Source organism: Mesorhizobium sp. B2-8-3 (assembly GCF_006440815.1).
Lineage (GTDB): Bacteria > Pseudomonadota > Alphaproteobacteria > Rhizobiales > Rhizobiaceae > Mesorhizobium.
The window spans coordinates 355,047-377,268 of the sequence record NZ_VFTW01000002.1 but is presented as its reverse complement, the minus strand read 5'-3'; the positions used below and the strand labels follow the sequence as shown (position 1 = coordinate 377,268).

Below are 22,222 nucleotides of genomic sequence, written 5' to 3'. Positions count from 1 at the left end.
TCGCGCCGCTCTATCTGCCGGCGAGGGGGCGCCGGCGAGGGGTCGTCCCTAGCCGTCCAGCAGCGCCTGCAGCGTTTCGATGCGATCGGCTTCCGCGGCCGGCTTGTCCCAGCGCAACCGCGAGATGCGGGGAAAGCGCATCGCGACGCCCGATTTGTGGCGGGTCGAGCGGTTGAGGCCTTCGAACGCCACCTCCAGCACCAGGCCGTTCCCGCGGTCGGCGCGCACCGAGCGCACCGGCCCGAAACGCTCGATCGTGTTGTCGCGCACATATTTGTCGATCTCTCTCAACTCCTCGTCGGTGAAGCCGAAATAGGCTTTGCCGACCGGCACCAGCTCTTCCGAACCCTCGGGGCCGGACCAGACGCCGAACGTGTAGTCGGAATAAAAGCTCGAGCGCTTGCCGTGGCCGCGCTGCGCATACATCAGCACCGCGTCGATGGTGTGCGGATCGCGTTTCCACTTGAACCACGGGCCCTTCGACCGGCCGGCAAGGTAGGGCGAATCCCATCGCTTCAGCATCACCCCTTCGATGATCGGATGCGGGGGCGCCTGGCGCAGCCGCTCCAGCGTCTCCCAGTCGGAAAACGCGACCAGCGGCGAGAGATCGAAGCGGCTGGGATCGAGGGTTTGGACGAAAGCCTCGAGCCGCTTGCGGCGCTCGCCGAAGGGCAGCGCGCGCAGATCCTCGCCATTGATCTGCAGCGCGTCGTAGCAGCGCATGAACGCCGGATATTGCTGCTGGATCTTCGGCGAGACGCTCTTGCGGTTCAGCCGTTGCTGCAGGTCGGAAAAGGTTCCGGTCGCCTCGCGCGGGTCGCCGACCAGCAGCTCGCCGTCCAGCGCCGCTTCGAAATTCATGGCCGCGGCGAGGTCGGGAAAGGCGCCGGACACGTCGTCGCCGGTGCGTGAATAGAGCCGGCGCACACCGCCTTCGCACACTGCCTGCACGCGGATGCCGTCCCACTTCCATTCCGCCGCATAATCGGCCGGATCGAGTTTTTCGAGGTCGTTGTCGCCAACGGCATTGGAAAGCATCACCGGCCGGAACAGCGCAAGTGCGGCGCTCCTCGGCTTTTCCGCCCGGCCCTCCAGCCAGGCGAACAGCTCGGTGTAGGGCGGCGCCAGACCGTGCCAGAGCTCCTCGATCTCGGCTACGTCGACTTGGCCGAGGTCGGCCAGCGCCTGCTTGGCGAGCCGCGCCGACACGCCGATGCGCAGGCCGCCAGTGACCAGCTTGATGATGGCGAAGCGCGCCGAGATGCTGGCGTCGTCGAGCAGCCGTGACAGCACCTTCGGCCCGTCGGAACGGCTCGCCGCCTGCAGCCTGCCGACCACCTCGGCAAGCGTCGGCACATGATTGGGGATATGCCCTTGCGGTTGCGGCCAGACCAGCGACACGGTCTCGGCGAGGTCGCCGACATAATCGTAGGAGTAGCCGAACAGCACCGGGTCCATGCGCTCGACCACCAGCGCGCGCAGCATAGCCGGCTTCACCGCCGCGATGTTGAGATCGCCCGTGATCGCCGCCAGCGCCAGCCCGCGATCGGGGTCCTCGACGCTGCGGAAATAATCGGTGAGCAGCGTCAGCTTGCCGTTGCGCGACGGCGTCAGCACCAGACGGTCGAGGAGCTCGGCGAAGCGGTTCATGGGGATGTGCGCCCCGCCAATGGCGAAAGCCGGCGCGAGGCACCCCCCTCTGGCCTGCCGGCCATCTCCCCCGCACGGGGGGAGATTGGCAGTTTCGGCCCTGCCGCACATCCTGCAATGTCGATGATTGGCGAAAGCCGTCGCGACATCCGATCTCCCCCCTTGCGGGGGAGATGGCCGGCAGGCCAGAGGGGGGTGTGAAGGATCGCGGCGTTGCCAATTCCCGCATCAAGAATCGCCATCAATCGCCCTCGTCCTCATACCCCACCAGATGCAGCGGCCTCGCCGCAATGCCCTCCAGCTCGCACCAGCGCACCAGCGCCTCCTCGCGGCCATGCGTCACCCAGATCTCCTCCGCCCCCGTTTCCTTGATGGTGATGATCAGCTCGTCCCAGTCGGCATGGTCGGAAATGATCAGCGGCAGCTCGACACCGCCCTGCTTGGCGCGCTGGCGGATGCGCATCCAGCCCGAGGCGAAGCAGGAGATCGGGTCCGGAAAACGCCGCGCCCAGCGGTCGGCGAAGGCCGATGGCGGCCCGACGATGATCGCGCCGGCGAAATCGGCCTTGCTGCCGCTCTCCACGGTTCCCGGCTCGAGCCTGCCGAGATCGATGCCCTGGCTCTGATAATATTCGCTGAGCTTGGCCAGCGCGCCATGGATATAGATCGGCCTGTCGTAGCCGGCGTCGCGCAACAGCCGCATCACGCGCTGCGCCTTGCCGAGCGCATAGGCGCCGATCAGATGCGAGCGTTCGGGAAACTGCGCCGCCGATTTGAGCACGCGCGCGATCTCCTCATGGTCGGGCGGATGCCGGAACACCGGCAGGCCGAAGGTCGCTTCGGTGATGAAGACATCGCAGCGGACAGGCTCGAACGGCAGGCAGGTCGCATCCTTCTGTCGCTTGTAGTCGCCGGAGGCGACGATGCGCATGCCCCCATGCTCGACGCAGATCTGCGCCGAGCCCAGTACATGCCCGGCCGGATGGAAGGTGACGGCGACGCCGTTGATGTCGATCGTCTGACCGAGAGTTGCCGCTTGCGTCGTTCCGGCGAAATCCTCGCCATAGCGCAGTCCCATGATGTCGAGCGTCTCTTGCGTCGCAAGCACCGAACGGTGGCCGGATCGCGCATGGTCGGAATGGCCGTGCGTGATCAGGGCTCGCTCGATGGGCCGCACCGGATCGATGAAGAAATCGCCGGGCGGGCAGTAGAGGCCCTCCGGCCGGGATTTGAGCAGGTCGCTGGCGCGCATGGCTTTGAACATAGTAGCTAATTTTGCCGCGGGAAGCCCGTTGCAAGAGACTGCTGACTCGTCCTGGATCGCAATCGCGTTCCGCTGAAACGCCATCACGATCCTGTTTGTTGGAGCATGATCTCTCTCCGAAAACCGGTTCCCACTTTTTGCTTCGCTGACCTTGGTTCGGGATCATGCTATGGAGCCAGCCGCCGGCCCGCCTCGCCGGTGGGATTCTTCACCGAATGAAACCGTTCCAGGCCTCGTCGGGCGATTTGAATGCCGACCGTCGCGCCGATTTCGCCGAGATGCTTCTCGCCTCGGGCGAGCCTGCGCAGGCGGCGGAGCTTTTGCTTGGCGCGCTGGAGCTGGCGCCGCGCTGGGCCGCCGGCTGGTTTCGCCTCGGCGAGATGCAGGAAGCGGCCGGCCTGCCCGACCAGGCCGCGCAAGCCTGGGCCATGGCGCTGAAGCTGGACCCCGCGGATCGCCTGGGCGCCGCGCTCAAGCTTCAGCTGATCGGCAAGGCGGCCGCCGCGGCGGCGCCGCCCAGCGCCTTTGTCGAGACCTTGTTCGACCACTACGCCAACAGTTTCGAGGAATCGCTTGTCGGCAAGCTTGGCTACGGGCTGCCGGATTTTCTCGGGCCCGCCATTGGCAAGGCAAGGCCCGGCCGATTCCGGCTGGCACTCGACCTTGGCTGCGGCACCGGCCTGATGGGCGAAAGGCTGCGCCCTTTCGTCGACCGGCTGGAGGGCTACGACATCTCGGCCGGCATGCTGAGAAAGGCGAGGGCCAAGGGCATCTACGACCTGCTGGCCAAGGCCGACCTTCAGCATTTCTCTCACACCGGCGACAGAGCCGACCTCGTGGTCGCCGCCGACGTGTTCATCTATGTCGGCGCGCTCGACCGTATCGTCGGCGCGGTTGCGAACATGCTTGCCGATGGCGGCATATTCGCCTTTTCGCTCGAGACGCTTGTCGGCGGCGGCGATTTCGCCCTTTTGCCGTCACGGCGTTATGCCCATTCCGAGGCCTATGCGCGGCACGTGCTTTGTGCCAACGGGCTTTCGGTCCTGTCGCTGGAAAGCATGGTTATCCGTCACGACCGGCGCGATCCCGTCGAGGGCCTGGCCATCGTGGCTGGCTTCCCTGCTACAGCTGCCGAGGCGGGGAATCCGGCAACGGCATGAGTCGACCTTGCTGCGAAAAAGCCTGAATGGCATGGTCCGGGTTGCGCGGGGCGGATACCACGAGGAGATATCCATGCGCTGGATCATGATTGCGTTGGCGTCCTGCCTGGCGGTGGCCGGATGTGTCGGCGGCACGTCGATGGCCGAGCGTCAGGACGAGGACGTCCAATCCTCATTGCAGTATGACGATGTGCCTTGCGATCAATTGCTGGCGCAGCGCAATCAACTGGCGCAGCAGAACAATCTGCCTGTCACCGCCAAACCGAGCTTCTCCAATCCGGCGATGGGCTTCGGCCCGTTCACGCCGGACATGCGCTCCAAGGCTTCGCGCGACAGCAACAGGGCGAGCGGCGAGATCGACGCCATGAACCGCTCGATCGACCGCCGCGACTGCGGCAAGCCGAAGAAGAAGTAGACATTCGGGCTGCCGGGCTCGAAGCCTTCCTGACATTCGATATTCCGCTTTGCGATCGGTCGGGTCGTCGAGCTTTCGTGTTTGAAGGCCGCTATGAATCTCTCGGATCTCGGCAACCGCATCTGCCTCCTGGGACCGTCCAACAGCGGCAAGTCCACTTTTGCCAATGCGATCGCCCGCAAGCGCGGCCTGGAAGCCGTTCACCTCGATCAGCTCTTTCACCTGCCCAATACGGATTGGCAGCAGCGTCCAAGGGACGAATTCATTGCCCTGCACGATGCAGCCATCGCCGGCGAGCGCTGGGTGATAGACGGAAATTATTCAGTTTGCATGCCGCAACGCTTCCGGCGGGCAACCGGCCTTATTCTGCTGGATATCTCCACGCCCATGAGCCTGCTGCGCTACTTTCGGCGAACGCTGTTCGAGACCGGCAGGCTTGGTGCCCTGGAAGGCGGGCGCGACAGCGTCAAATGGGACATGATCCACCACATCGCCGTCACCACGCAGCGAAACCGACGGAAATACCGGGCAATGTTCGAAGATATCGATCTGCCGAAACTGCAACTGTCTTCGCTGCGGGCGATCAAACAGTGCTTCCGGGAATGGGGTTTGACTCCCGACTAATACCCCGCTTCGCGGTCGACCAGGTTGTCCAGCTTTTCGCCGCGCTCGAAGGCGGCCATCTGGCGAAGCATGATCGGTACCAGATGGGCCGGGTCCGAGGTCGCCGCCGCATGCGGCGTGACGAACACTTTCGGGTGGCTCCATAACGGGCTGGTCTTCGGCAGCGGCTCGACTTCGAACACGTCGAGGCTTGCTTCCTTCAGCGTGCCGTCGTCCAGCGCGCGCACGATGTCGGCGTCCTTCTGCAGGCGTCCGCGCCCGGCATTGATCAGCACGGCGCCGCCAAGCCCGTTGCGCCGGCGCAGTTCCTTGAGCAGCCCGTAATTGACGATGCCTTGGGTTTGCGGCGTGAGCGGCAACAGCACGACCAGGATGTCGGTGGCCTTGAGGAACGGGATCAGCCCGGCCTCGCCGGCATAGGTCGAAACGCCCTTCATCGGCCGCTCGCTGCGCGACCAGCCATTGACGGCGAAACCGAGCGAAAGCAGCACCGAAGCCGCGGCGCGGCCGAGATGGCCGAAGCCCATGATGCCGACGGAGATGTCGCCGGCCGGCCGTTGCGGCGGCTCGTGCCAGGTCTTCTTCGCCTGCTGGCCGCGGTAGAGCATGCTCTGGCGGTGATGGTCGAGCACCCGCCACACCACATATTCGGTCATGTATTGGGTGAGATTGTCGGCGACGATCCTGACGATCGGCACGTCTGGCAGGCCGGGATCGGCAAAGATGTGGTCGACGCCGGCGCCGATCGAAAAGATGACGCGCAGATTGGGCAGCGACTTGAGAAGGTTGGGCTTCTGCTTCCACACCACCGCATAGGTGATCGACGGATCGTTGGCGCCGTTTGGCTCCAGCACGACCTCGCGCTCGGCCGAGAGCAACTCATGCCAGCGCTGCGGGTGGATGCCCGTGAGGGCAAGCAGGACTTTGCCTTTTTCCATTTGCGGATTTTTCTTCCCTGTTTCGCCGGTGCGGGTCCGATTACTCGCTGACCACGCCGGTCGGTGCCGTCTCGATCTTGAAGGCCGCCGCCATCAGCGCCCGCGTATAGTCGGTTTGCGGGCTGCTGAAAATCTGCGCGGAAGGTCCCGCCTCGACGATCTGGCCATTGCGCATGACGATGACGTCATTGGCAAGGGCGCGGACCACCTTGAGGTCGTGGCTGATGAAGAGATAGGCGAGATTGTGCTTGGCCTGAAGGCCGCGCAGAAGGTCGACCACTTGCGCCTGCACGCTCATGTCGAGCGCCGAGGTCGGCTCGTCGAGCATGACGAAGCGCGGGTTGAGCACCATGGCGCGGGCGATGGCGACACGCTGGCGCTGACCCCCGGAAAACTCGTGCGGGTAGCGGTGGCGCGTCTCGGGATCGAGGCCGACCTCCTTCAGCACGGCGACCACCTTGTCGTCGCGCTGGTCAGCCGAGAGCTTCGGCTCGTGGATCTTCAGCCCTTCCTCGATGATCTCCGAGACCGACAGGCGCGGGCTGAGCGATCCGAACGGATCCTGGAAGACGATCTGCAGTTCGCGCCGCAGCGGCCGCATGGCGCTGAAGGAGAGCTGGTTGATGTCGCGTCCGTTGAAATTGATCGTGCCGGTCGAGGAGATCATCCGGGCGAGCGCTAAGCCCAGCGTCGTCTTGCCCGAGCCGGATTCGCCGACCACGCCCAGCGTCTGGCCGGCGCGCACCGTGACGTCGATGCCGTCCACCGCCTTCACATGGTCGACGGTCTTGCGGAAGAAACCCTTCTTGATCGGGAACCAGACCTTGATGTCCTTGCCGGTCATGACGGATTTGGCGCTCGGGTCGGCCATGGGCGGCTTGCCCTTCGGCTCTGCCGCCAGCAGATGCTTTGTATAGTCATGCCGCGGATTGGCGAAGATTTCCCCGGTCGGGCCGCTCTCGACGATCTTGCCCTTGGTCATGACGCAGACTCGGTCGGCGATCCTGCGCACGATGCCGAGATCGTGCGTGATGAACAGGAGCGACATGCCCTTGCGGGCTTTGAGCTTCGCCAGCAATTCGAGGATCTGCGCCTGCACGGTGACGTCGAGCGCCGTCGTCGGTTCGTCGGCGATCAAAAGCTGCGGCTCGTTGGCCAAGGCCATGGCGATCATGACGCGCTGGCGCTGTCCGCCGGAGAGCTGGTGCGGATAGGCGTCGAGGCGTTTCTGCGGATCGCGGATGCCGACCTCGTTGAGCAGCTCCAGCGTGCGGGCGCGGGCAGCTTGATCGCGCATGCCCTGATGCAGCTGCAGCACCTCGACGATCTGCTGCTCGATCGTATGCAGCGGGTTGAGCGAGGTCATCGGCTCCTGGAAGATCATGGTGATCTTGTTGCCGCGCACGCCGCGCAACGCCTTCTCGTTCATGGCGAGCAGGTCGGCGCCTCCGAACAGGATCTTGCCCGAGGGATGGCTGGCGGCGGGATAGGGCAGGAGCTTCAGCACCGACAGCGCCGAGACCGATTTGCCCGAGCCGGATTCGCCGACCAGGGCAACCGTCTCGCCTTTGGCGATGTCGAATGAGATATGGTCGACGGCGATCGATTGCTTGCCGCCCTGCGCGAAGGCGACGCTCAGATCTTGGACGGACAGCAGGGCTTCGCTCATTCGAACGTCTTGCGCGGATCGAAGGCGTCGCGTGTCGCCTCGCCGATGAAGACCAGCAGCGACAGCATCAGCGAAATGACGATGAAGCCGGAGATGCCGAGCCAGGGGGCGTTGAGGTTGCGCTGCGCCTGTTTCAGCAGCTCGCCGAGCGAGGCCGAGCCTGGCGGCAGGCCGAAGCCGAGATAGTCGAGCGAGGTCAGCGTCGAGATGGAGCCCGAGAGCAGGAAGGGCAGGAAGGTCAGCGTCGCCACCATGGCGTTCGGCAACAGGTGCCGGAACATGATGGTGAGGTTCGGCACGCCGAGGGCCCGCGCCGCGTTGACATATTCGAAGTTGCGCGCGCGCAGGAATTCGGCCCGCACCACGCCGACCAGCGCCACCCATGAAAACAGCAGCATCAGGCTGAGCAGGATGAAGAAGCCCGGCGGCAGGATGGCCGAGACGATCAGCAGGAGGTAGAGCACCGGGATCGCCGACCAGATCTCGATGAAACGCTGGAAGAGGAGGTCGGTCCAGCCGCCGAAATAGCCCTGCACCGCGCCGGCCGCGACGCCGATCAGCGACGAGCCGAGCGTCAGGATCAGGCCGAACAGAACCGAGATGCGGAAGCCGTAGAGCACGCGCGCCAGAACGTCGCGCGCCTGGTCGTCGGTGCCCAGCCAGTTCCAGTTGCCGACGACGCAGTTCTCGTCGGCCTCTCCCTTCGGGTACTGACTGCAGCGCGTCTTCTTGTCGTAGAGCCAGGACGGTTTTGCCGGTGCCGGTTCCGGAATGGCGTTGTTGACCGTCTGGTAGGAGTAGCGAACCGGCGGCCAGATCATCCAGCCATTGGAATTGATCTCGTCCTGGATCACCGGATCGCGATAATCGGTGACGGCGTAGAAACCGCCGAACTTCTCTTCCGGATAGGCGACCAGAACCGGAAACAGGATCTCGCCCTTGTATGAGACGACGATCGGCTTGTCGTTGGCGATCAGCTCGGAAAACAGCGACAGCACGAACAGCAAAAGGAAGATCCAGAGCGACCAGTAGCCGCGCCGGTTGGCCTTGAAATTCTGCAACCGCCTCTGGTTGAGCGGCGACAGAAATGGCCTGCGAGGCCGCGCTGGCGCGCTTTCGATCGCGGCCTCGGCCATCAGATGTCTCTCCGCTCGAAGTCGATGCGCGGATCGACCCAGGTGTAGATCAGGTCGGACAAAAGGCCGACGAACAGGCCAAGCAGCGAGAAGATGTAGAGGGTGGCGAACACCACCGGATAGTCGCGGTCGATCACCGACTTGAAGCCGAGCAGGCCGAGGCCGTCGAGCGAGAAAATGTTCTCGATCAGCAGCGAGCCGGTGAAGAAGGCCGAGATGAAGGCGCCGGGGAAGCCGGCAATCACGATCAGCATGGCGTTTCGAAAGACGTGGCCGTAGAGCACCTTGTGCTCCGACAGCCCCTTGGCGCGCGCCGTCACCACATATTGCTTGCGGATTTCTTCAAGGAAGGAGTTCTTGGTGAGAAGGGTGGTCGTCGCGAAAGCCGAAAGCACGAGCGCCGTCAGCGGCAGCGTCATGTGCCAGAAATAGTCGGCGATCTTGCCCGGCCACGACAGCTGGTCCCAATTGTCCGAAACGATACCGCGCAGCGGAAACCAGTCCCAGAACGAGCCGCCCGCGAACAGCACCATGAGCATGATGCCGAACAGGAAGCCTGGAATGGCATAGCCGACGATGACGACGCCGCTGGTCCATACGTCGAAGGTCGAGCCGTCCTTCACCGCCTTGCGGATGCCGAGCGGGATCGAGATCAGGTAGGATAAAAGCGTGATCCACAGGCCGATGGAGATGGAGACGGGCATCTTCTCCAGGATCAGGTTCAGCACCGAGATATCGCGGAAATAGCTGTCGCCGAAATCGAAGCGGCTATAGTTCCACAGCATCATGCCGAAGCGCTCGAGCGGCGGCTTGTCGAAGCCGAACTGCTTTTCCAGCTTCTTGATGAATTCGGGATCGAGCCCCTGCGCGCCGCGATATTTCGAGCCGACATCGCCGGCAACGTCGAAATTGCCGCCGCCGGCGTCACCGCCACCGCTGCCGAGGCGGTCGTTGCCGCCCTGGTTGGTCAGCCGTGCAATCACCTGCTCGACCGGGCCGCCCGGCGCGAACTGGATGACCGCGAAGGAGATCGCCATGATGCCGAACAGCGTCGGGATCATGAGAAGAATGCGGCGCAGGATATAGGCGCCCATCAGGCGTCTGGCCCCGCGCAAACGTTCATGTCAGGCTTTGCCAATCTTTGCCGCCTTGCCCTTGTCGACCCACCACAGCGCTTCGACCGGAAAGCCGAAATCAGGTTTCTGTTCGGGGAAGCCGAACATGTCCCAATAGGCGCTTCGGTGATTCGCCAGATACCAACTTGGAATCCAATCGCGCCGCGCGCGCAAGGCCCGGTCCAAGGCCCGCATGGCGGTGGTCAGGCTTTCACGGTCCTTGGCGGCGCCGACGGCATCGATCAACGCATCGATGGCCGGGCTTGCAATGCCCGACAGATTGCGCGAGCCCGATACGGCGGCGCTGCGCGAGTGGAAGAAAATTTCCAGATCGTCGCGAGTCGGCGTGGCGCTGAAATTGAAGGCGGCCGAGAGCAGGTCGAAATCGAATGTCGATTGCCTGAGCTGGTACTGTGCCGAATCCACCAGGCGGATCGAGGCATCGATGCCGATGGCTTTCATGTTGGCGACCCAGGGCGAATAGACCTGCACGAAGGTCTCGTCGTCGACCAGGAATTCGGCGGACAGCCGCCCGCCCTTGTCATTGACCACGAAGTCACCGGAGCGTTTCCAGCCGGCCTGAGCGAGCAATTTCAGTGCCGCGCTCAGTTGCTTGCGGTCCCGCCCTGAACCGTCGGTCGGCGGTTGCGTCACCGCTTCGCCGAATGTCTCCGGTGGCAGCTGGTCGCGCAGCGGTTCCAGCAGCGCCAGCTCCTGCGGCGTTGGCATGCCCGCGGCCCGGAAGTCGGATTTTTCGAAGCAGGATTGCGAGCGCTCATAGGAACCATAGAAGAAGTTGCGCCGTGTCCATTCGAAATCGAAGCAGAGCGCGATCGCCTGTCGCACGCGCGGATCCTTGAATTGCTCCCGCCGCTGGTTGACCGCGGTGGCCTGCATGGAAGGCGTGGTTTCGGCGGGGAACTCATGCTTGATCACCTTGCCGGCGGTGAAGGCTGGAAAGTCGTAGGCCGTCGCCCAGACGCGCGACGTGAATTCCTCGCGGTAGAGGATCTCGCCCTTCTTGAAGGCCTCGAACCCGGCCGTGCGGTCCTGGTAAAATTCGATGCGGATGCGCCCGAAATTGTTCTGGCCGCGATTGACCGGCAGGTCGTTGCCCCAATAATCGGCCACGCGCTCATATTCGATCCAGGCGCCTGCCGACCAGCGCCCGACCTTATAAGCGCTAGAGCCGAGCGGCGGATTGAGCTGCGAGGAATCGAACGGATTAGCCGTGAAGAAGGCCTTCGAAAGGATCGGGAACCCGACCACGTTGATGATGGTGCGGGCCGACTGCTTGCCGGAGAATTTGAACTCGACCGTATGGGTGTCCTTCGCCACCGCGTCATCCAGATGCGTCAGCGACAGCGCGTAGTCCGGATGCCCTTTGTCTTTCAGCAGCTTGAAGGTGAAGGCGACATCGTCGGCGGTGAGCGGCGTGCCGTCATGGAAGCGCGCCTGCGGGCGCAGCGAGAATGTGAAGCCGTTGCGGTCGTCCGAGATCGTGACGCTCTCGGCGATCAGCCCATAGACTGCGTCCGGTTCGTCGAGCGCCCGCACCATCAGGGAATCGAAGCACATTTCCATGCGCTGCGGGGAATCGCCCTTGGCGACGAACGAATTCAGCGTGTTGAAGGTCTGCGGGCTCTGGTTGGCGCCCCAGTTGGGCGGGGAGAAGTTGAAGGTGCCGCCTTGCGGCGCATCGACATCGACATAGTCGAAATGCGTGAAGTCGGGCTTGTATTTCAGGTCGCCGAAGGCCGACAGGCCATGCAATTTGACGCCGGTCGGGGTCTCGGCAAAAGCTCGGCCGGGCAGCAACGCGGCAGCCGTGGCTGCGGCGCCGAGCGCCAGGAAGTCGCGGCGAGGGAGCAAAGTCCGCCGCTCCATCAATTGAGGCCCTTGTACTTGGCGGCCAGCGCCTTTTCCTTCACCGGGTCGATCCACCAGGAATCGATATCCGCGCCCCGGTAGGTGGGCTGCTTCTCAGGCATGTCGAACTTGTTCCAATAGGCCAGCCAGATCACCGCGCGATAGTATTGCGGAACGACGTAGTAGTTCCACAGAAGGACACGGTCGAGCGCATGAGTGGCGGCGACAAGGTCGTCCCGGTCGGTGGCGAAGATGATGCGGTCCACGAGGGCGTCGACGACTGGATTCTTTATCCCGGAATAATTGCGTGATCCGGGCGAATCGGCAGCCTTCGAACTCCAGAAATCACGTTGCTCGTTGCCGGGAGATTCCGACTGCTGCAACTGGCTGGTGATGACGTCGTAATCGAAATTATTGACGCGGTTTATGTACTGGGTCTGGTCAATGATCCGCAGCGTTGCATCGACGCCGATCTTGCGCAGATTGGCTATCCAGGGGCTGGCGATGACCTGATCGGTATCGTTCCAGCCGAGGATCTCGAATTTGAACGGCGCGCCGGTCTTGGCGTTCACCATCTTGCCGCCCTTGATCACCCAGCCCGCCTGGGCGAAGAGGTCCACCGCCTGCTTCAGATACTTCCGTTCCGCCTGCGGCGAGTCATAGACCGGCAGCTTGAATTCCTGGGTGAACAATTCAGGCGGCAGCTTGTCTCGATACTTCTCCAGGATATCGAGCTCCTTGCCTTGCGGCAGCCCGCTCGACGCCAATTCCGTGCCCTGGAAATAACTTGTCGTGCGCGTGTTGGAATTGAAGAACAGCGTGCGGTTCATCGTCTCGAAATCGTAAGGATAGGTCAGCGCTTCGCGCACCCGGCGATCCTGGAACAGCGGCCGGCGCTGGTTGAGCATGAAAGCCTGCATCGGCTCCGGCGAGGTGGTCTTGAATTCCTTTTTGATCACGTCGCCGGCGCTGATGGCGGGAAAATTATAGGCCGTGGCCCAACGTCTCGAGCTGTTTTCCGGCTTGATGTCGTCCAGCCCGCCCTTGGTGAAGGCCTGCCAGGCGGCGTTGTCGTCCAGTATGTAGGTAAAGCGCTGGGTGTCGAAATTCTCACGGCCGATCTTCACCGGCAGCTTGGCGCCCCAATAATCCGGCACGCGCTGCCAGACGATCTCCGAGCCCGGCTTGAAGCTGGCGATCTTGTAGGCGGCCGAGCCCAGCGGCGGCTCCAGCGTCGGCTTGGTGATGTCGCGCTTCTTGCCGCTGGCATCGGTGCCTTCCCACCAGTGCTTCGGCAAAACGACGAGATCGCCGAGGATCTTGGGCAGCTCGCGGTTGCCCTTCTGGTTGAAATGGAATTCGACCTCATGGTCGGAGATCGCCACAGCGTCGGTGACGTTCTCGAAATAGCGGCTGTATTGTGGGCTGTTGGCCTTGAGCACCTGGAAGGACCAGATCACGTCATCGACGGTGATTGGCTGGCCGTCATGCCATTTTGCCCGCGGATCGAGCCGGTAGGTGGCGGACGAATAGTCGGAAGGGTATTTGTAGGCATCGGCGACCAGCGGGTGGCTGACGCTGCCCTCGTCGGTCGCCTGGTCCATCAGCGTGTCGTAGAGCAGCCCGCCGCCGAAGCCGACCAGCCCTGCGGCCGGCGATCCCTGCACGATATAGGGGTTGAAGCTGTCGAACGTACCGGTGACGACGGAGTTGTAGGTCCCGCCTTTCGGCGCATCGGGATTGACGTAGTCGTAACGTTGGAAATTCTCGCCGTATTTTGAAGGCCCGATCAGCGACGACGTCGTGTGCCACTCATCGGCGAAGCCGGCCTGCAGGCTGGCGGCGAAGGCGAGCGCGAACGCCGATGCGAAAAGCGTGCGGAAGCGGCCAACCTTCATGCGTTCTCCTCGTCGCGAACTTTGCTCACCCGCAATCTAGATCATTTGACGCCGGTGGGAACCGCAAGTGCCGCCTTTGTCGCCGCCCATGCAGCTTTCCCAACAGAAAAGCCGGGACGAACCCGGCTTTTCCAAGGAAGTCTCTGCGACAAATTGTTTATTGAGCGGGCGCCGCGGGCTTGGCCGGAGCGGCTCCCTCGGCCGGCTTGGCCGGCTCGGCGCCTTCCGCGGGCTTCGCGGGTGCGGCGCCTTCCGCCGGCTTGGCGCCTTCGGCGGGCTTGGCCTCGGCCGAAGCGCCCGGCTGCGGCAGCGGCTTCGGATTGTCCGACAGCGTGCGCAGATAGGCGATCACATTGGCCCGGTCTTCATCCTTCGGCAGACCGGCGAAGCCCATCGCCGTGCCCTTCACGAACTTCTTCGGCGAGGTGATGAAGTGGTTGAGATTGTCGTAGGTCCAGTGCTCCTGGCCGCCTTTCGAAAAATCCTTCATGCCGGCCGAATAGGCGAAGCCTTCATGCTCGGCGACGGGGCGGTCGACGATATCCCAGAGATCCGGACCGACCTTGTTCGGACCGCCCTTTTCGCCGGAATGGCAGGCCTGGCATTTCTTGAAGATCGCGGCGCCAGCCTCGGCATTGGCGGTGGCGAGCAGGTCGGCGATCGGCTTGGCTTCCGCCGCGGGAGCAGCCGGACCGCCTTCGGCCGGTTCCTGCGCTTCGATGGCGAAGCCGGGCTTTTCGGGCGCCGGCGAGGCAAACAATCCGTCCGAGACGAGGCCTATGGAAAAGACGAGGAAGCAGGTTCCCAGAAATCCGCCGAGCAGCTTGTTGACTTCGTTGGAATCCATACGCCCCTTGCTCCCTTTTCCGGCGGACCGTCCCGTCCACTCCGTCCGTCGGTATCGCGAACTGCCTCGAAAGGCCAGTCAAATCGGGCGGAAACTAGGTCTTTTGCTCAGGCGTTGCAACACCTATAAGGGCGCTTCCAGTGAGACCTTTTGCCACTTTTCCATCCGCTTTTTTCGGCCGCCCTGAAATCCGATGTCAACCTTGATCCTGATCCCCGCCCGCATGGCCTCGACGCGTCTGCCGGGCAAGCCGCTGGCCGACATTGCGGGCGCGCCGATGATCGTCCACGTCGCCCGCCGGTCCGCCGAGGCCGGGCTTGGCCGCGTGGTGGTGGCGACCGATACCGAAGCCGTCGCGCAAGCCGTGCGGGCGCATGGCTTCGAGGCTGTCATGACCCGCGCGGATCACGAATCGGGCTCCGACCGCATCTTCGAGGCGCTGACGGCCCTCGACCCCGAAAAGCAGGTGGAAACGATCATCAACGTCCAGGGCGACCTGCCGACCATCGATCCCGAGATAATCGGCGCTTCGCTGCGGCCGTTTGAGGACAAATCGGTCGATATCGCCACGCTCGGCGTCGAGATCGTGCGCGACGAGGAGAAGACCAATCCAAACGTGGTCAAGATCGTCGGCTCGCCGCTTTCGGCGACACGGTTGAGAGCGCTCTATTTCACCCGCGCCACCGCGCCCTGGGGCGATGGGCCGCTCTACCACCACATCGGCCTCTACGCCTATCGCCGTGCGGCGCTGGAACGCTTCGTGGCGCTCAAGCCGTCGCCGCTGGAGCGGCGCGAACGGCTGGAGCAGCTGCGCGCGCTGGAAGCCGGCATGCGCATCGACGCCGAGATCGTCAAATCGCTGCCGCTTGGCGTCGACACCCCCGACGACCTCGAGCGGGCGCGAAAAATCCTTTCAAACTGAGACAAGATAGAGACATTTGGGGCATGGCTGAAAAGACCAACAGAATTTCCTTCCAGGGCGAGCCGGGCGCCAACTCCGACACGGCTTGCCGCAACATGTTCCCGTCGATGGAACCGTTGCCTTGCCCGACCTTCGAGGATGCTTTCAACGCGGTCGAGACCGGCAAGGCCGAGCTCGCCATGATTCCGATCGAGAACACGATCGCCGGGCGCGTCGCCGACATCCACCACCTCTTGCCGGAATCGAAGCTGCACATCGCCGGCGAGTATTTCCTGCCGATCCATTTCCAGCTGATGGTGCTGCCGGGGGTGAAGCGCGAAGAGATCAAGACCGTGCACAGCCACATCCATGCGCTCGGCCAGTGCCGCAAATATATCCGCAAGAACGGCTGGAGGCCGGTGATCGCCGGCGACACGGCGGGTTCGGCCAAGATGGTCTCGGAGGTCCGGGACCGCACCATGGCCTCGCTGGCGCCGGCTTTGGCCGCGGAGTTCTATGGGCTCGATATCATCGAGAAGAATGTCGAGGACACCGATTCGAACGTCACCCGCTTCGTCGTGCTGACCAAGAACAAGCAATGGGTGGAACGTCCTGCGCCGGACGCCAAGATGATGACCACCTTCATCTTCCGTGTCCGCAACGTGCCGGCCGCGCTCTATAAGGCGATGGGCGGCTTCGCCACCAACGGCATCAACATGACCAAGCTCGAAAGCTACCAGCTCGGCGCCTTCACCGCGACGTTGTTTTACGCCGACATCGAGGGCCACCCGGACGATCCGCTGGTCAAGCTGGCGCTGGACGAGTTGCGCTTCTTCTCGCGCGAGATGCGCATCCTGGGTGTTTATCCGGCCAGCGCCTCGCGTGATGAGTGGAAGGTGGCGGATTGACCGGTTAGTCGGAGCTCACGACCTTCGAGATTGGGGGAGCCTTCGCGACTTCGTCATCCACGGGCGGAGCGACGCGAAGCGGAGCGCAGACCCGAGGATCCATTCCGTAACCTTGATCGTAGAGCGCAGCGGAGCAGAATTCTGGACCGTCGCAACGCGTCGAAGTCACGGCATGGATCCTCGGGTCTGCGCGCGTCGCTTCGCTCCTTGCTTCGCCTGTGGATGACGAAGCACGAAGGCCTTCGCCAATCTCCGACGTTTGCACTCAACCCATTCTCAGCCAAATCCCAACGGCACGTAGTCGATCTCCATGAACGTCTCGACCTCGGGCACCCAGCGGTCGCGCACGAAGGCGACATGGTCCGGGTGCTCGTTGTAGCGCGTGTAGGCCGCCTGGTCGGCGAACTCCATCGAGAAGCCGAACTGGTAGTCGTTCTTCGGGCTCACCTGCCGCAGCTGCTCGAAATGCGCGACGCCCTTGATCCCGGTCAGGATCTTCTTCGCGTCGTGGAGGAAGCGCTTCGTCTCCAGCGACTGCAGCGGGTGCTTCAGCGTGAACACGACGGTGTGACGGATCATTCTTCTGCTCCTATTCGCTGTCGACCCAGGCGCGGATGAGGTGATGGGCGATCGCCCCTTTCGGCGGTGTAATCAAGCCGTCGGCATGCGTCCTGTCCAGCATCGTGCGCACCTCGTCGCGGAAAAACCAGCGGCAGTCCTCCAGCTCGTTGAGGTCGGCCTGGATATCCTCGTTGAGCGGCTCGCCGAAGCAGCCGATCATCAGCGAATAGGGGAACGGCCAGGGCTGGCTGGCGTGATAGACCACGCGGCCGAGCCGGATGCCGGCCTCTTCAAGCGTCTCGCGCCGCACCGCCGCCTCGATCGTCTCGCCCGGTTCGATGAAGCCGGCAAGCGCGGAATACATGCCCGGCGCGAAATGCTTGCCGCGCCCGAGCAGGCATTTTTCGTGCGTCACCGTCAGCATGATCGCCACCGGGTCGGTGCGCGGGAAATGGTCGGTGCCGCAGACCGGGCAATGCCGCCGGTAGCCGCCGGCCCGCATTTCCGAGCGGTTGCCGCATTTCGAGCAGAAGGCATGGCTGGCGTGCCAGGCGAGCAGCGCCGCGCCTTGCGCCAGCGCGCCGGCCGCCGCCTCGTCGACCAACCCCTGCATATAGACGGACCGGTAGTCGATCGCCTTGATCGTCTCGGGCAGCTTTTCCGGCTCGACGCCGGCGGGCGCCGCCAGCACGGGGCCTTCCTCGGAAAAGCCGAGCAGCACGCCTTGGCCGAGCGAAACCTCGAAGGCCTGGCTTTCATCGGCCTTGAACCAGGGGTCGAACGTGCCGTCGTCGAGTTTGAGGTAAAGCCGCCCGGCATGCATCAGCATCAGCCGCGCGGTCCGGTCGGCCAGCGCTTTTTCGACCGCGTCGTCGGCGCGGTTCTCGGACTGCCGGTCGATCCGGTTGCCGGCGAAACCGACGAATTGACTGGGCTCGCGCAAGGGCGCGTCGAACAGGCGAAAGCTCATGGGGACTCGGGTGGGCTGAGGACTCGGGGGTGCGGAATGGACACTGGTCAGCTTATAGCGCTGCCTTGATCGTTTCGGCAAACCGCCTCATATCGGAGCGCTGATAGGGCTCGCGCATGCCGTGCCCCCAGACCGGTCCCGGCCAGCCGGGATCGCCCTCGGAGCGGGCGACGACATGGACATGCAGCTGGCGCACGATGTTGCCCAAAGCGCCAGTGTTGATCTTGGTGCAGCCGGTCACCCGCTTCAGCGCTTGCGCCACCATATTGGTCTCGAAGGTGAGCATCGCCTGGTCGAGCGGCGTCAGGTCGTGAATTTCTTCCACGCCCGGCCGCTGCGGCACCAGCACCAGCCATGGCCAGCGGCTGTCGTTCATCAGCCTGAGCTCGCAAAGGCCAAGCCACATAAGCTGCTCGCTGTCCGCCTCCAGCCGGGCGTCCAGCGTGAATCCGGCCTCGAGGCCAGGCAGCATCGGCGTTTCCTTCACTTTTGTTATTTTGTAAGCATTTTCCAAACCCGGGACGCTAGAGCGGCGGCAAGGTGGCTGCAAGCGATTCATTGACCGCCGCCATCGATTTGAAGGACTTTCCGCCTTCGATGTGGTCATGGGTTCCGGCTCGGCCCTTGCATTTCGCCGCCGAATTGCCGATATGGAACGCGGGAGGTTGGTGGTGGACGATCCACTCGCCAACCGGGTCAGGTCCGGAAGGAAGCAGCCCTAACGAGCCCGGAACGGGTCATTGTTCCAGCCTCCCACCTCTTCGCCTTTCTCCCGCGACATTGACGGCCCCGAGCCGTGCGGGCGAGACTATGCGTAGGAATCGGCCGCCTTCCGTCGCGGTCCTGGGAGCTTTGGCGGCGAATGAGCGAAGCCGGAAATTTGGGGCCAGAAAGCCTGGAAACAGGTAAGGCCGCCGCTTATCGCGTCCTGGCGCGCAAATATCGCCCTTCGAATTTCTCCGAGCTGATCGGCCAGGAGCCGATGGTCCGCACACTGACCAACGCCTTTGCCACCGGCCGCATCGCCCAGGCCTGGATGCTGACCGGCGTGCGCGGTGTCGGCAAGACGACGACCGCGCGCATCCTGGCGCGGGCACTGAACTACAAAACGGCGACCGTCGATCAGCCCTCCGTCGACCTTTCGATCCCCGGCGAGCATTGCCAGGCGATCATGGAAGGACGCCATGTCGACGTCATCGAGATGGATGCCGCCTCTCACACCGGCATCGACGACATCAGGGACATCATCGACCGCGTCCGCTACGCGCCGGTCTCGGCACGCTACAAGGTCTACATCATCGACGAAGTGCACATGCTCTCCACGCAGGCCTTCAACGGCCTCCTGAAGACGCTGGAAGAGCCGCCGCCGCACGTCAAATTCATCTTTGCCACCACCGAGATCCGCAAGGTGCCGATAACGGTGCTGTCGCGCTGCCAGCGCTTCGATCTGAGGCGCATCGATGCCGACGCGCTGGTCAGGCATCTGTCCTCGATCGCGGCCAAGGAAGGCATTGCCGTCGACGACGAGGCGCTGGCGATGATCGCGCGGGCCGCCGAAGGCTCGGCGCGCGATTCGCTTTCCATCCTCGACCAGGCGATCGCCCACGGCAGCGGCACGGTGAGCGCCGAGGCGGTGCGCGCCATGCTTGGCCTTGCCGATCGCGCCCGCATCATCGACCTGTTCGAGTATGTCATGAAGGGCGACGTGGCGGCGGCGCTCGCCGAGTTCCGCGCGCAATACGACACCGGCGCCGATCCGGCCGCCGTGCTTACCGATCTTGCCGAGTTCAACCACCTCGTCACCCGCCTGCGCTTCGTGCCGGCAGCCGCCGACGATGCGTCGCTTTCCGAGGACGAGCGCCGGCGCGGCGCCGAATTCGCCGGCACGCTTTCGGTGCGCGTGCTGTCGCGGACCTGGCAGATGCTGCTCAAGGGCATTCCCGAGGTGCAGTCCTCCAACCGCCCGGTCAGCGCCGGCGAAATGGTGCTGATCAGGCTGGCGCACGCCGCCGACCTGCCGACGCTGGACGAGGCGCTGAAATCGCTGGAGGGCGCGGGCCCGCTGCCGAATGGTGCACCGCGCGCCAACGGAGCGCCGGCCGGCAATGGCGGCGGCGCGAGCCCCGTCGCGCAGACCCGGATGCCTGCTTCCACCGGTGGCGGTGCCCAGACGATGCGCCTGGTCGAAACGCAGCCGGCGCCCGCCGCCTTCGTTCCGGCGCCGGAGCCGGTCGCCGAGGCGCCCGTCGTTCCGGTCAAATCGCTGGCCGACATCGTCGCGCTTGCCGACGCCAATCGCGACATGGCCTTCAAGGTGCTGCTGAAACGCTGCGTGCGGCCGGTACGCATCGAGCCCGGCCGGCTCGATGTTACCTTGACCGACGACGCGCCGAAGATGCTGCTCAACGACCTCACCGCCAAGCTGCGCACCTGGACCGGCCGCAACTGGCTGGTGTCGCTGTCGAAGGAAGAGGGCGGCCAGACATTGGCCGAGATGGAGACGACGAAGCGCGAGAACGCCTTCTCCGACGCCAGGAGCGACCCGACTGTCGCGGCCATACTCGCCCGTTTCCCTGGCGCCAAGATCATCGATGTGCGCATCCCGGACGTGCCGGACGTGGAAGAAGCCGAGGCCGACCTGCCGGTCGAGCCGGCGGCCGATGACGACGAGACCTGAAACATTTTTAGAGGACCAACCGATGAAAGATCTTCTCGGCCTTATGGGCAAGGCGAAGGAAATGCAGGCCAAGTTCCAGGCCATGCAGGACGAGATCGCCACGCTTGAAGCCACCGGCCAGGCCGGCGGCGGTCTGGTCAGCATCACGCTTTCCGGCAAGTTCGAAATGAAGACGCTGAAGATCGATCCGTCTTTGATCAAGGCGGACGAAGCCGAGATCCTCGAGGACCTCATCCTGGCCGCCCACAATGACGCCAAAAATAAGGTCGAGCAGATCATGCAGGAGAAGACCAAGGCGCTCACGGCAGGCTTGCCGATCCCGCCCGGAATGAAATTGCCGTTCTGAGGCCGTGTGCGCCAGTTAATTGATTATGAACGGAAATTGAGTCCGGGCTGCAATATTAACTATTTTGCCGGCAATGCTCACGGGCACATTTCGCGACATTCATAAAGTTTTACCCAAGTCCAGAAGTTGCTAACCCTCTAGCCATCTTTTTGCCCGAAAGAGTCTCATTCTTGCCACATCTCGGGGCGGGCTGGCATCTGGACATGAGGCTTTTTTGGTGATCGCGACGCGATGGAAGACGCCGCTGCTGCTTATCGGCATCGTCACTTCCCCCTTGCTCCTGGCCGGCTGCAGCCAGACCACTTCCTCGCATGGCATGTCGGTGTCGGGTCTGACCGATGCCCTTACGCCGAGCTTCCTCACGCGTTCCTCCAGCCATTCGCTGAAGGACAAGGAATGCTTGCAAAGGGCTATGTTCTTCGAGTCCAACCGGTCGAGCCGCGACGGCATGATCGCGGTCGGCACGGTCGTCATGAATCGGCTTCGCTCGGGCCAGCACGGCAACACCATCTGTCAGGTTGTCGGCGAGCCGGGCCAGTTTGCTCCGGGCGTCATGACTCGGCCGATGAACTCGAAGGCCCTGCCGGATGTCGAGGAGGCGGCCGATGCGGTGCTGAGAGGCGAACGCAAGGCCAAGCTCAAGAACACGATGTATTTCCACACCGCCGGCCTGCGCTTCCCCTACAAGAACATGCATTACACCATGGTTGCCGGCGGCAACGCCTTCTATGAGAAGCGCGGCCGCAATTGGCAGCCGCTGCCGGACGAGCCGATGGTCGCCATGAACGTGGACGACCAGCAGAAGTCTGACCGGCAGAAACCGGCGGCCGACGCTCCGGTGCTCGTGGCTTCCGCCGAGCCGATCGTCAAGACGATCGTCCGTCCGGACCCGGCAAAGCAGGCCGCATTGGCCACGGCCGCGCGGACCGAAGACGCTTCCGCCGAACAGACCTATGTGACGGCTTCTGTTGCGCCTTCTGCCAAGTCCGGCCGTCTGGCGCAGAAGCAGATGGTCGTGGCGATGCAGGAGCCCATGGCCGAACCGGACGCCTCGCGTTTCGGCGGCACCCTCAAGGGCCGCTACATCACTTCGGTGCCCAATGCGCCGCAGGAAGCGGCGATGGGCTTCCAGTCGACGCCTGAGAACACCGACGCCATCGGCGCGATGATCGTCAGCCAGGACCGGCCGCTCGAAGCCAACTGAACCCGATTGCATCCAACGCAAGGCCCGCCATGGCAGCATGGCGGGCCTTGTGCCGTTGCTGGCTGTCCTG

20 protein-coding genes and 1 other RNA gene are annotated in these 22,222 nt (G+C 63.7%); 9 read left to right on the top strand and 12 right to left on the bottom strand.

Translation table 11 applies throughout. The features are described from left to right. Nucleotides 1-48 precede the first annotated feature (48 nt). Nucleotides 49-1,650, bottom strand: a complete 1,602-nt coding sequence (locus tag FJ418_RS04675; RefSeq protein ID WP_140863902.1) for a cisplatin damage response ATP-dependent DNA ligase — start codon at nucleotides 1,648-1,650, stop codon at nucleotides 49-51. 241 nt (nucleotides 1,651-1,891) lie between these two features. Beyond that, entirely contained in the window at nucleotides 1,892-2,902 is a 1,011-nt protein-coding gene (locus tag FJ418_RS04670; RefSeq protein ID WP_140864081.1) for a ligase-associated DNA damage response exonuclease, read from the bottom strand. A 227-nt stretch (nucleotides 2,903-3,129) separates the two neighbouring features. On the opposite strand from FJ418_RS04670, the gene FJ418_RS04665 reads away from it, so the two are divergent. The 3 genes from FJ418_RS04665 to FJ418_RS04655 all read left to right on the top strand — a co-directional run bounded on the left by FJ418_RS04665 (nucleotide 3,130) and on the right by FJ418_RS04655 (nucleotide 5,113). Beyond that, entirely contained in the window at nucleotides 3,130-4,074 is a 945-nt protein-coding gene (locus FJ418_RS04665; RefSeq protein WP_140863900.1) for a methyltransferase domain-containing protein, read from the top strand. Nucleotides 4,075-4,147: 73 nt separating this feature from the next. Then, complete coding sequence (locus tag FJ418_RS04660) at nucleotides 4,148-4,489, top strand: hypothetical protein (RefSeq protein WP_140863897.1); 342 nt, start codon at nucleotides 4,148-4,150, stop codon at nucleotides 4,487-4,489. A 93-nt stretch (nucleotides 4,490-4,582) separates the two neighbouring features. Next, entirely contained in the window at nucleotides 4,583-5,113 is a 531-nt protein-coding gene (locus FJ418_RS04655) for an AAA family ATPase (RefSeq protein WP_140863895.1), read from the top strand. Here the strand turns inward: FJ418_RS04655 and FJ418_RS04650 are convergent. From FJ418_RS04650 to FJ418_RS04620, 7 genes are all read right to left on the bottom strand, one after another. After that, nucleotides 5,110-6,051 (bottom strand): glyoxylate/hydroxypyruvate reductase A, encoded by a 942-nt coding sequence (locus FJ418_RS04650; protein ID WP_140863893.1) that lies wholly within the window; start codon nucleotides 6,049-6,051, stop codon nucleotides 5,110-5,112. The two genes, FJ418_RS04655 and FJ418_RS04650, sit on opposite strands and share 4 nt — an antisense overlap. 40 nt (nucleotides 6,052-6,091) lie before the next feature. After that, nucleotides 6,092-7,720: an ABC transporter ATP-binding protein gene (locus FJ418_RS04645; protein WP_140863892.1), complete on the bottom strand. Its 1,629-nt coding sequence runs from the start codon at nucleotides 7,718-7,720 to the stop codon at nucleotides 6,092-6,094. Further along, entirely contained in the window at nucleotides 7,717-8,856 is a 1,140-nt protein-coding gene (locus tag FJ418_RS04640) for an ABC transporter permease (protein WP_140863889.1), read from the bottom strand. Before FJ418_RS04640 ends, FJ418_RS04645 begins: the two co-directional genes overlap by 4 nt. Further along, nucleotides 8,856-9,950 carry a microcin C ABC transporter permease YejB gene (locus tag FJ418_RS04635; RefSeq protein ID WP_140645383.1) on the bottom strand — a complete coding sequence of 365 codons (1,095 nt, stop codon included), beginning with the start codon at nucleotides 9,948-9,950 and terminating at the stop codon, nucleotides 8,856-8,858. The genes FJ418_RS04640 and FJ418_RS04635 overlap by 1 nt, the downstream gene beginning before the upstream one ends. A gap of 30 nt (nucleotides 9,951-9,980) precedes the next feature. Continuing rightward, nucleotides 9,981-11,858 carry an extracellular solute-binding protein gene (locus FJ418_RS04630; RefSeq protein ID WP_140863877.1) on the bottom strand — a complete coding sequence of 626 codons (1,878 nt, stop codon included), beginning with the start codon at nucleotides 11,856-11,858 and terminating at the stop codon, nucleotides 9,981-9,983. Further along, nucleotides 11,858-13,738, bottom strand: coding sequence for an extracellular solute-binding protein (locus FJ418_RS04625; RefSeq protein ID WP_140863875.1), 1,881 nt, complete (start codon nucleotides 13,736-13,738; stop codon nucleotides 11,858-11,860). Before FJ418_RS04625 ends, FJ418_RS04630 begins: the two co-directional genes overlap by 1 nt. A gap of 157 nt (nucleotides 13,739-13,895) precedes the next feature. After that, nucleotides 13,896-14,585, bottom strand: a complete 690-nt coding sequence (locus tag FJ418_RS04620; protein WP_140863873.1) for a cytochrome c family protein — start codon at nucleotides 14,583-14,585, stop codon at nucleotides 13,896-13,898. Between the two features lie 193 nt (nucleotides 14,586-14,778). On the opposite strand from FJ418_RS04620, the gene FJ418_RS04615 reads away from it, so the two are divergent. Next, the gene (locus FJ418_RS04615) at nucleotides 14,779-15,507 is read left to right on the top strand and encodes a 3-deoxy-manno-octulosonate cytidylyltransferase (RefSeq protein WP_140863871.1); all 729 of its coding nucleotides are present in this window, start codon (nucleotides 14,779-14,781) and stop codon (nucleotides 15,505-15,507) included. A 23-nt stretch (nucleotides 15,508-15,530) separates the two neighbouring features. After that, nucleotides 15,531-16,394: a prephenate dehydratase gene (locus FJ418_RS04610; protein ID WP_140782240.1), complete on the top strand. Its 864-nt coding sequence runs from the start codon at nucleotides 15,531-15,533 to the stop codon at nucleotides 16,392-16,394. Between the two features lie 276 nt (nucleotides 16,395-16,670). On the opposite strand, the gene FJ418_RS04605 is transcribed toward FJ418_RS04610, so the two are convergent. Genes FJ418_RS04605 through FJ418_RS04595 form a run of 3 tightly spaced genes read right to left on the bottom strand, consistent with a single transcriptional unit; the run spans nucleotide 16,671 to nucleotide 18,397 of the window. Next, nucleotides 16,671-16,973 (bottom strand): Dabb family protein, encoded by a 303-nt coding sequence (locus FJ418_RS04605; protein ID WP_140833762.1) that lies wholly within the window; start codon nucleotides 16,971-16,973, stop codon nucleotides 16,671-16,673. A gap of 10 nt (nucleotides 16,974-16,983) precedes the next feature. After that, entirely contained in the window at nucleotides 16,984-17,925 is a 942-nt protein-coding gene (gene nudC, locus FJ418_RS04600) for an NAD(+) diphosphatase (RefSeq protein ID WP_140863869.1), read from the bottom strand. A gap of 52 nt (nucleotides 17,926-17,977) precedes the next feature. Next, the gene (locus FJ418_RS04595; RefSeq protein ID WP_140782238.1) at nucleotides 17,978-18,397 is read right to left on the bottom strand and encodes an HIT family protein; all 420 of its coding nucleotides are present in this window, start codon (nucleotides 18,395-18,397) and stop codon (nucleotides 17,978-17,980) included. 188 nt (nucleotides 18,398-18,585) lie between these two features. On the opposite strand from FJ418_RS04595, the gene ffs reads away from it, so the two are divergent. The 4 genes from ffs to FJ418_RS04575 all read left to right on the top strand — a co-directional run bounded on the left by ffs (nucleotide 18,586) and on the right by FJ418_RS04575 (nucleotide 22,152). Next, nucleotides 18,586-18,682, top strand: an RNA gene (gene ffs, locus FJ418_RS04590) — signal recognition particle sRNA small type. Between the two features lie 105 nt (nucleotides 18,683-18,787). Continuing rightward, the gene (locus FJ418_RS04585; protein WP_140863867.1) at nucleotides 18,788-20,602 is read left to right on the top strand and encodes a DNA polymerase III subunit gamma/tau; all 1,815 of its coding nucleotides are present in this window, start codon (nucleotides 18,788-18,790) and stop codon (nucleotides 20,600-20,602) included. Between the two features lie 22 nt (nucleotides 20,603-20,624). Continuing rightward, a complete protein-coding gene (locus tag FJ418_RS04580) occupies nucleotides 20,625-20,948 on the top strand; it encodes a YbaB/EbfC family nucleoid-associated protein (RefSeq protein WP_140702714.1) in 324 nt (107 codons plus the stop codon). Nucleotides 20,949-21,165: 217 nt separating this feature from the next. Beyond that, nucleotides 21,166-22,152, top strand: coding sequence for a cell wall hydrolase (locus FJ418_RS04575; RefSeq protein ID WP_140863865.1), 987 nt, complete (start codon nucleotides 21,166-21,168; stop codon nucleotides 22,150-22,152). Nucleotides 22,153-22,222 lie beyond the last annotated feature (70 nt).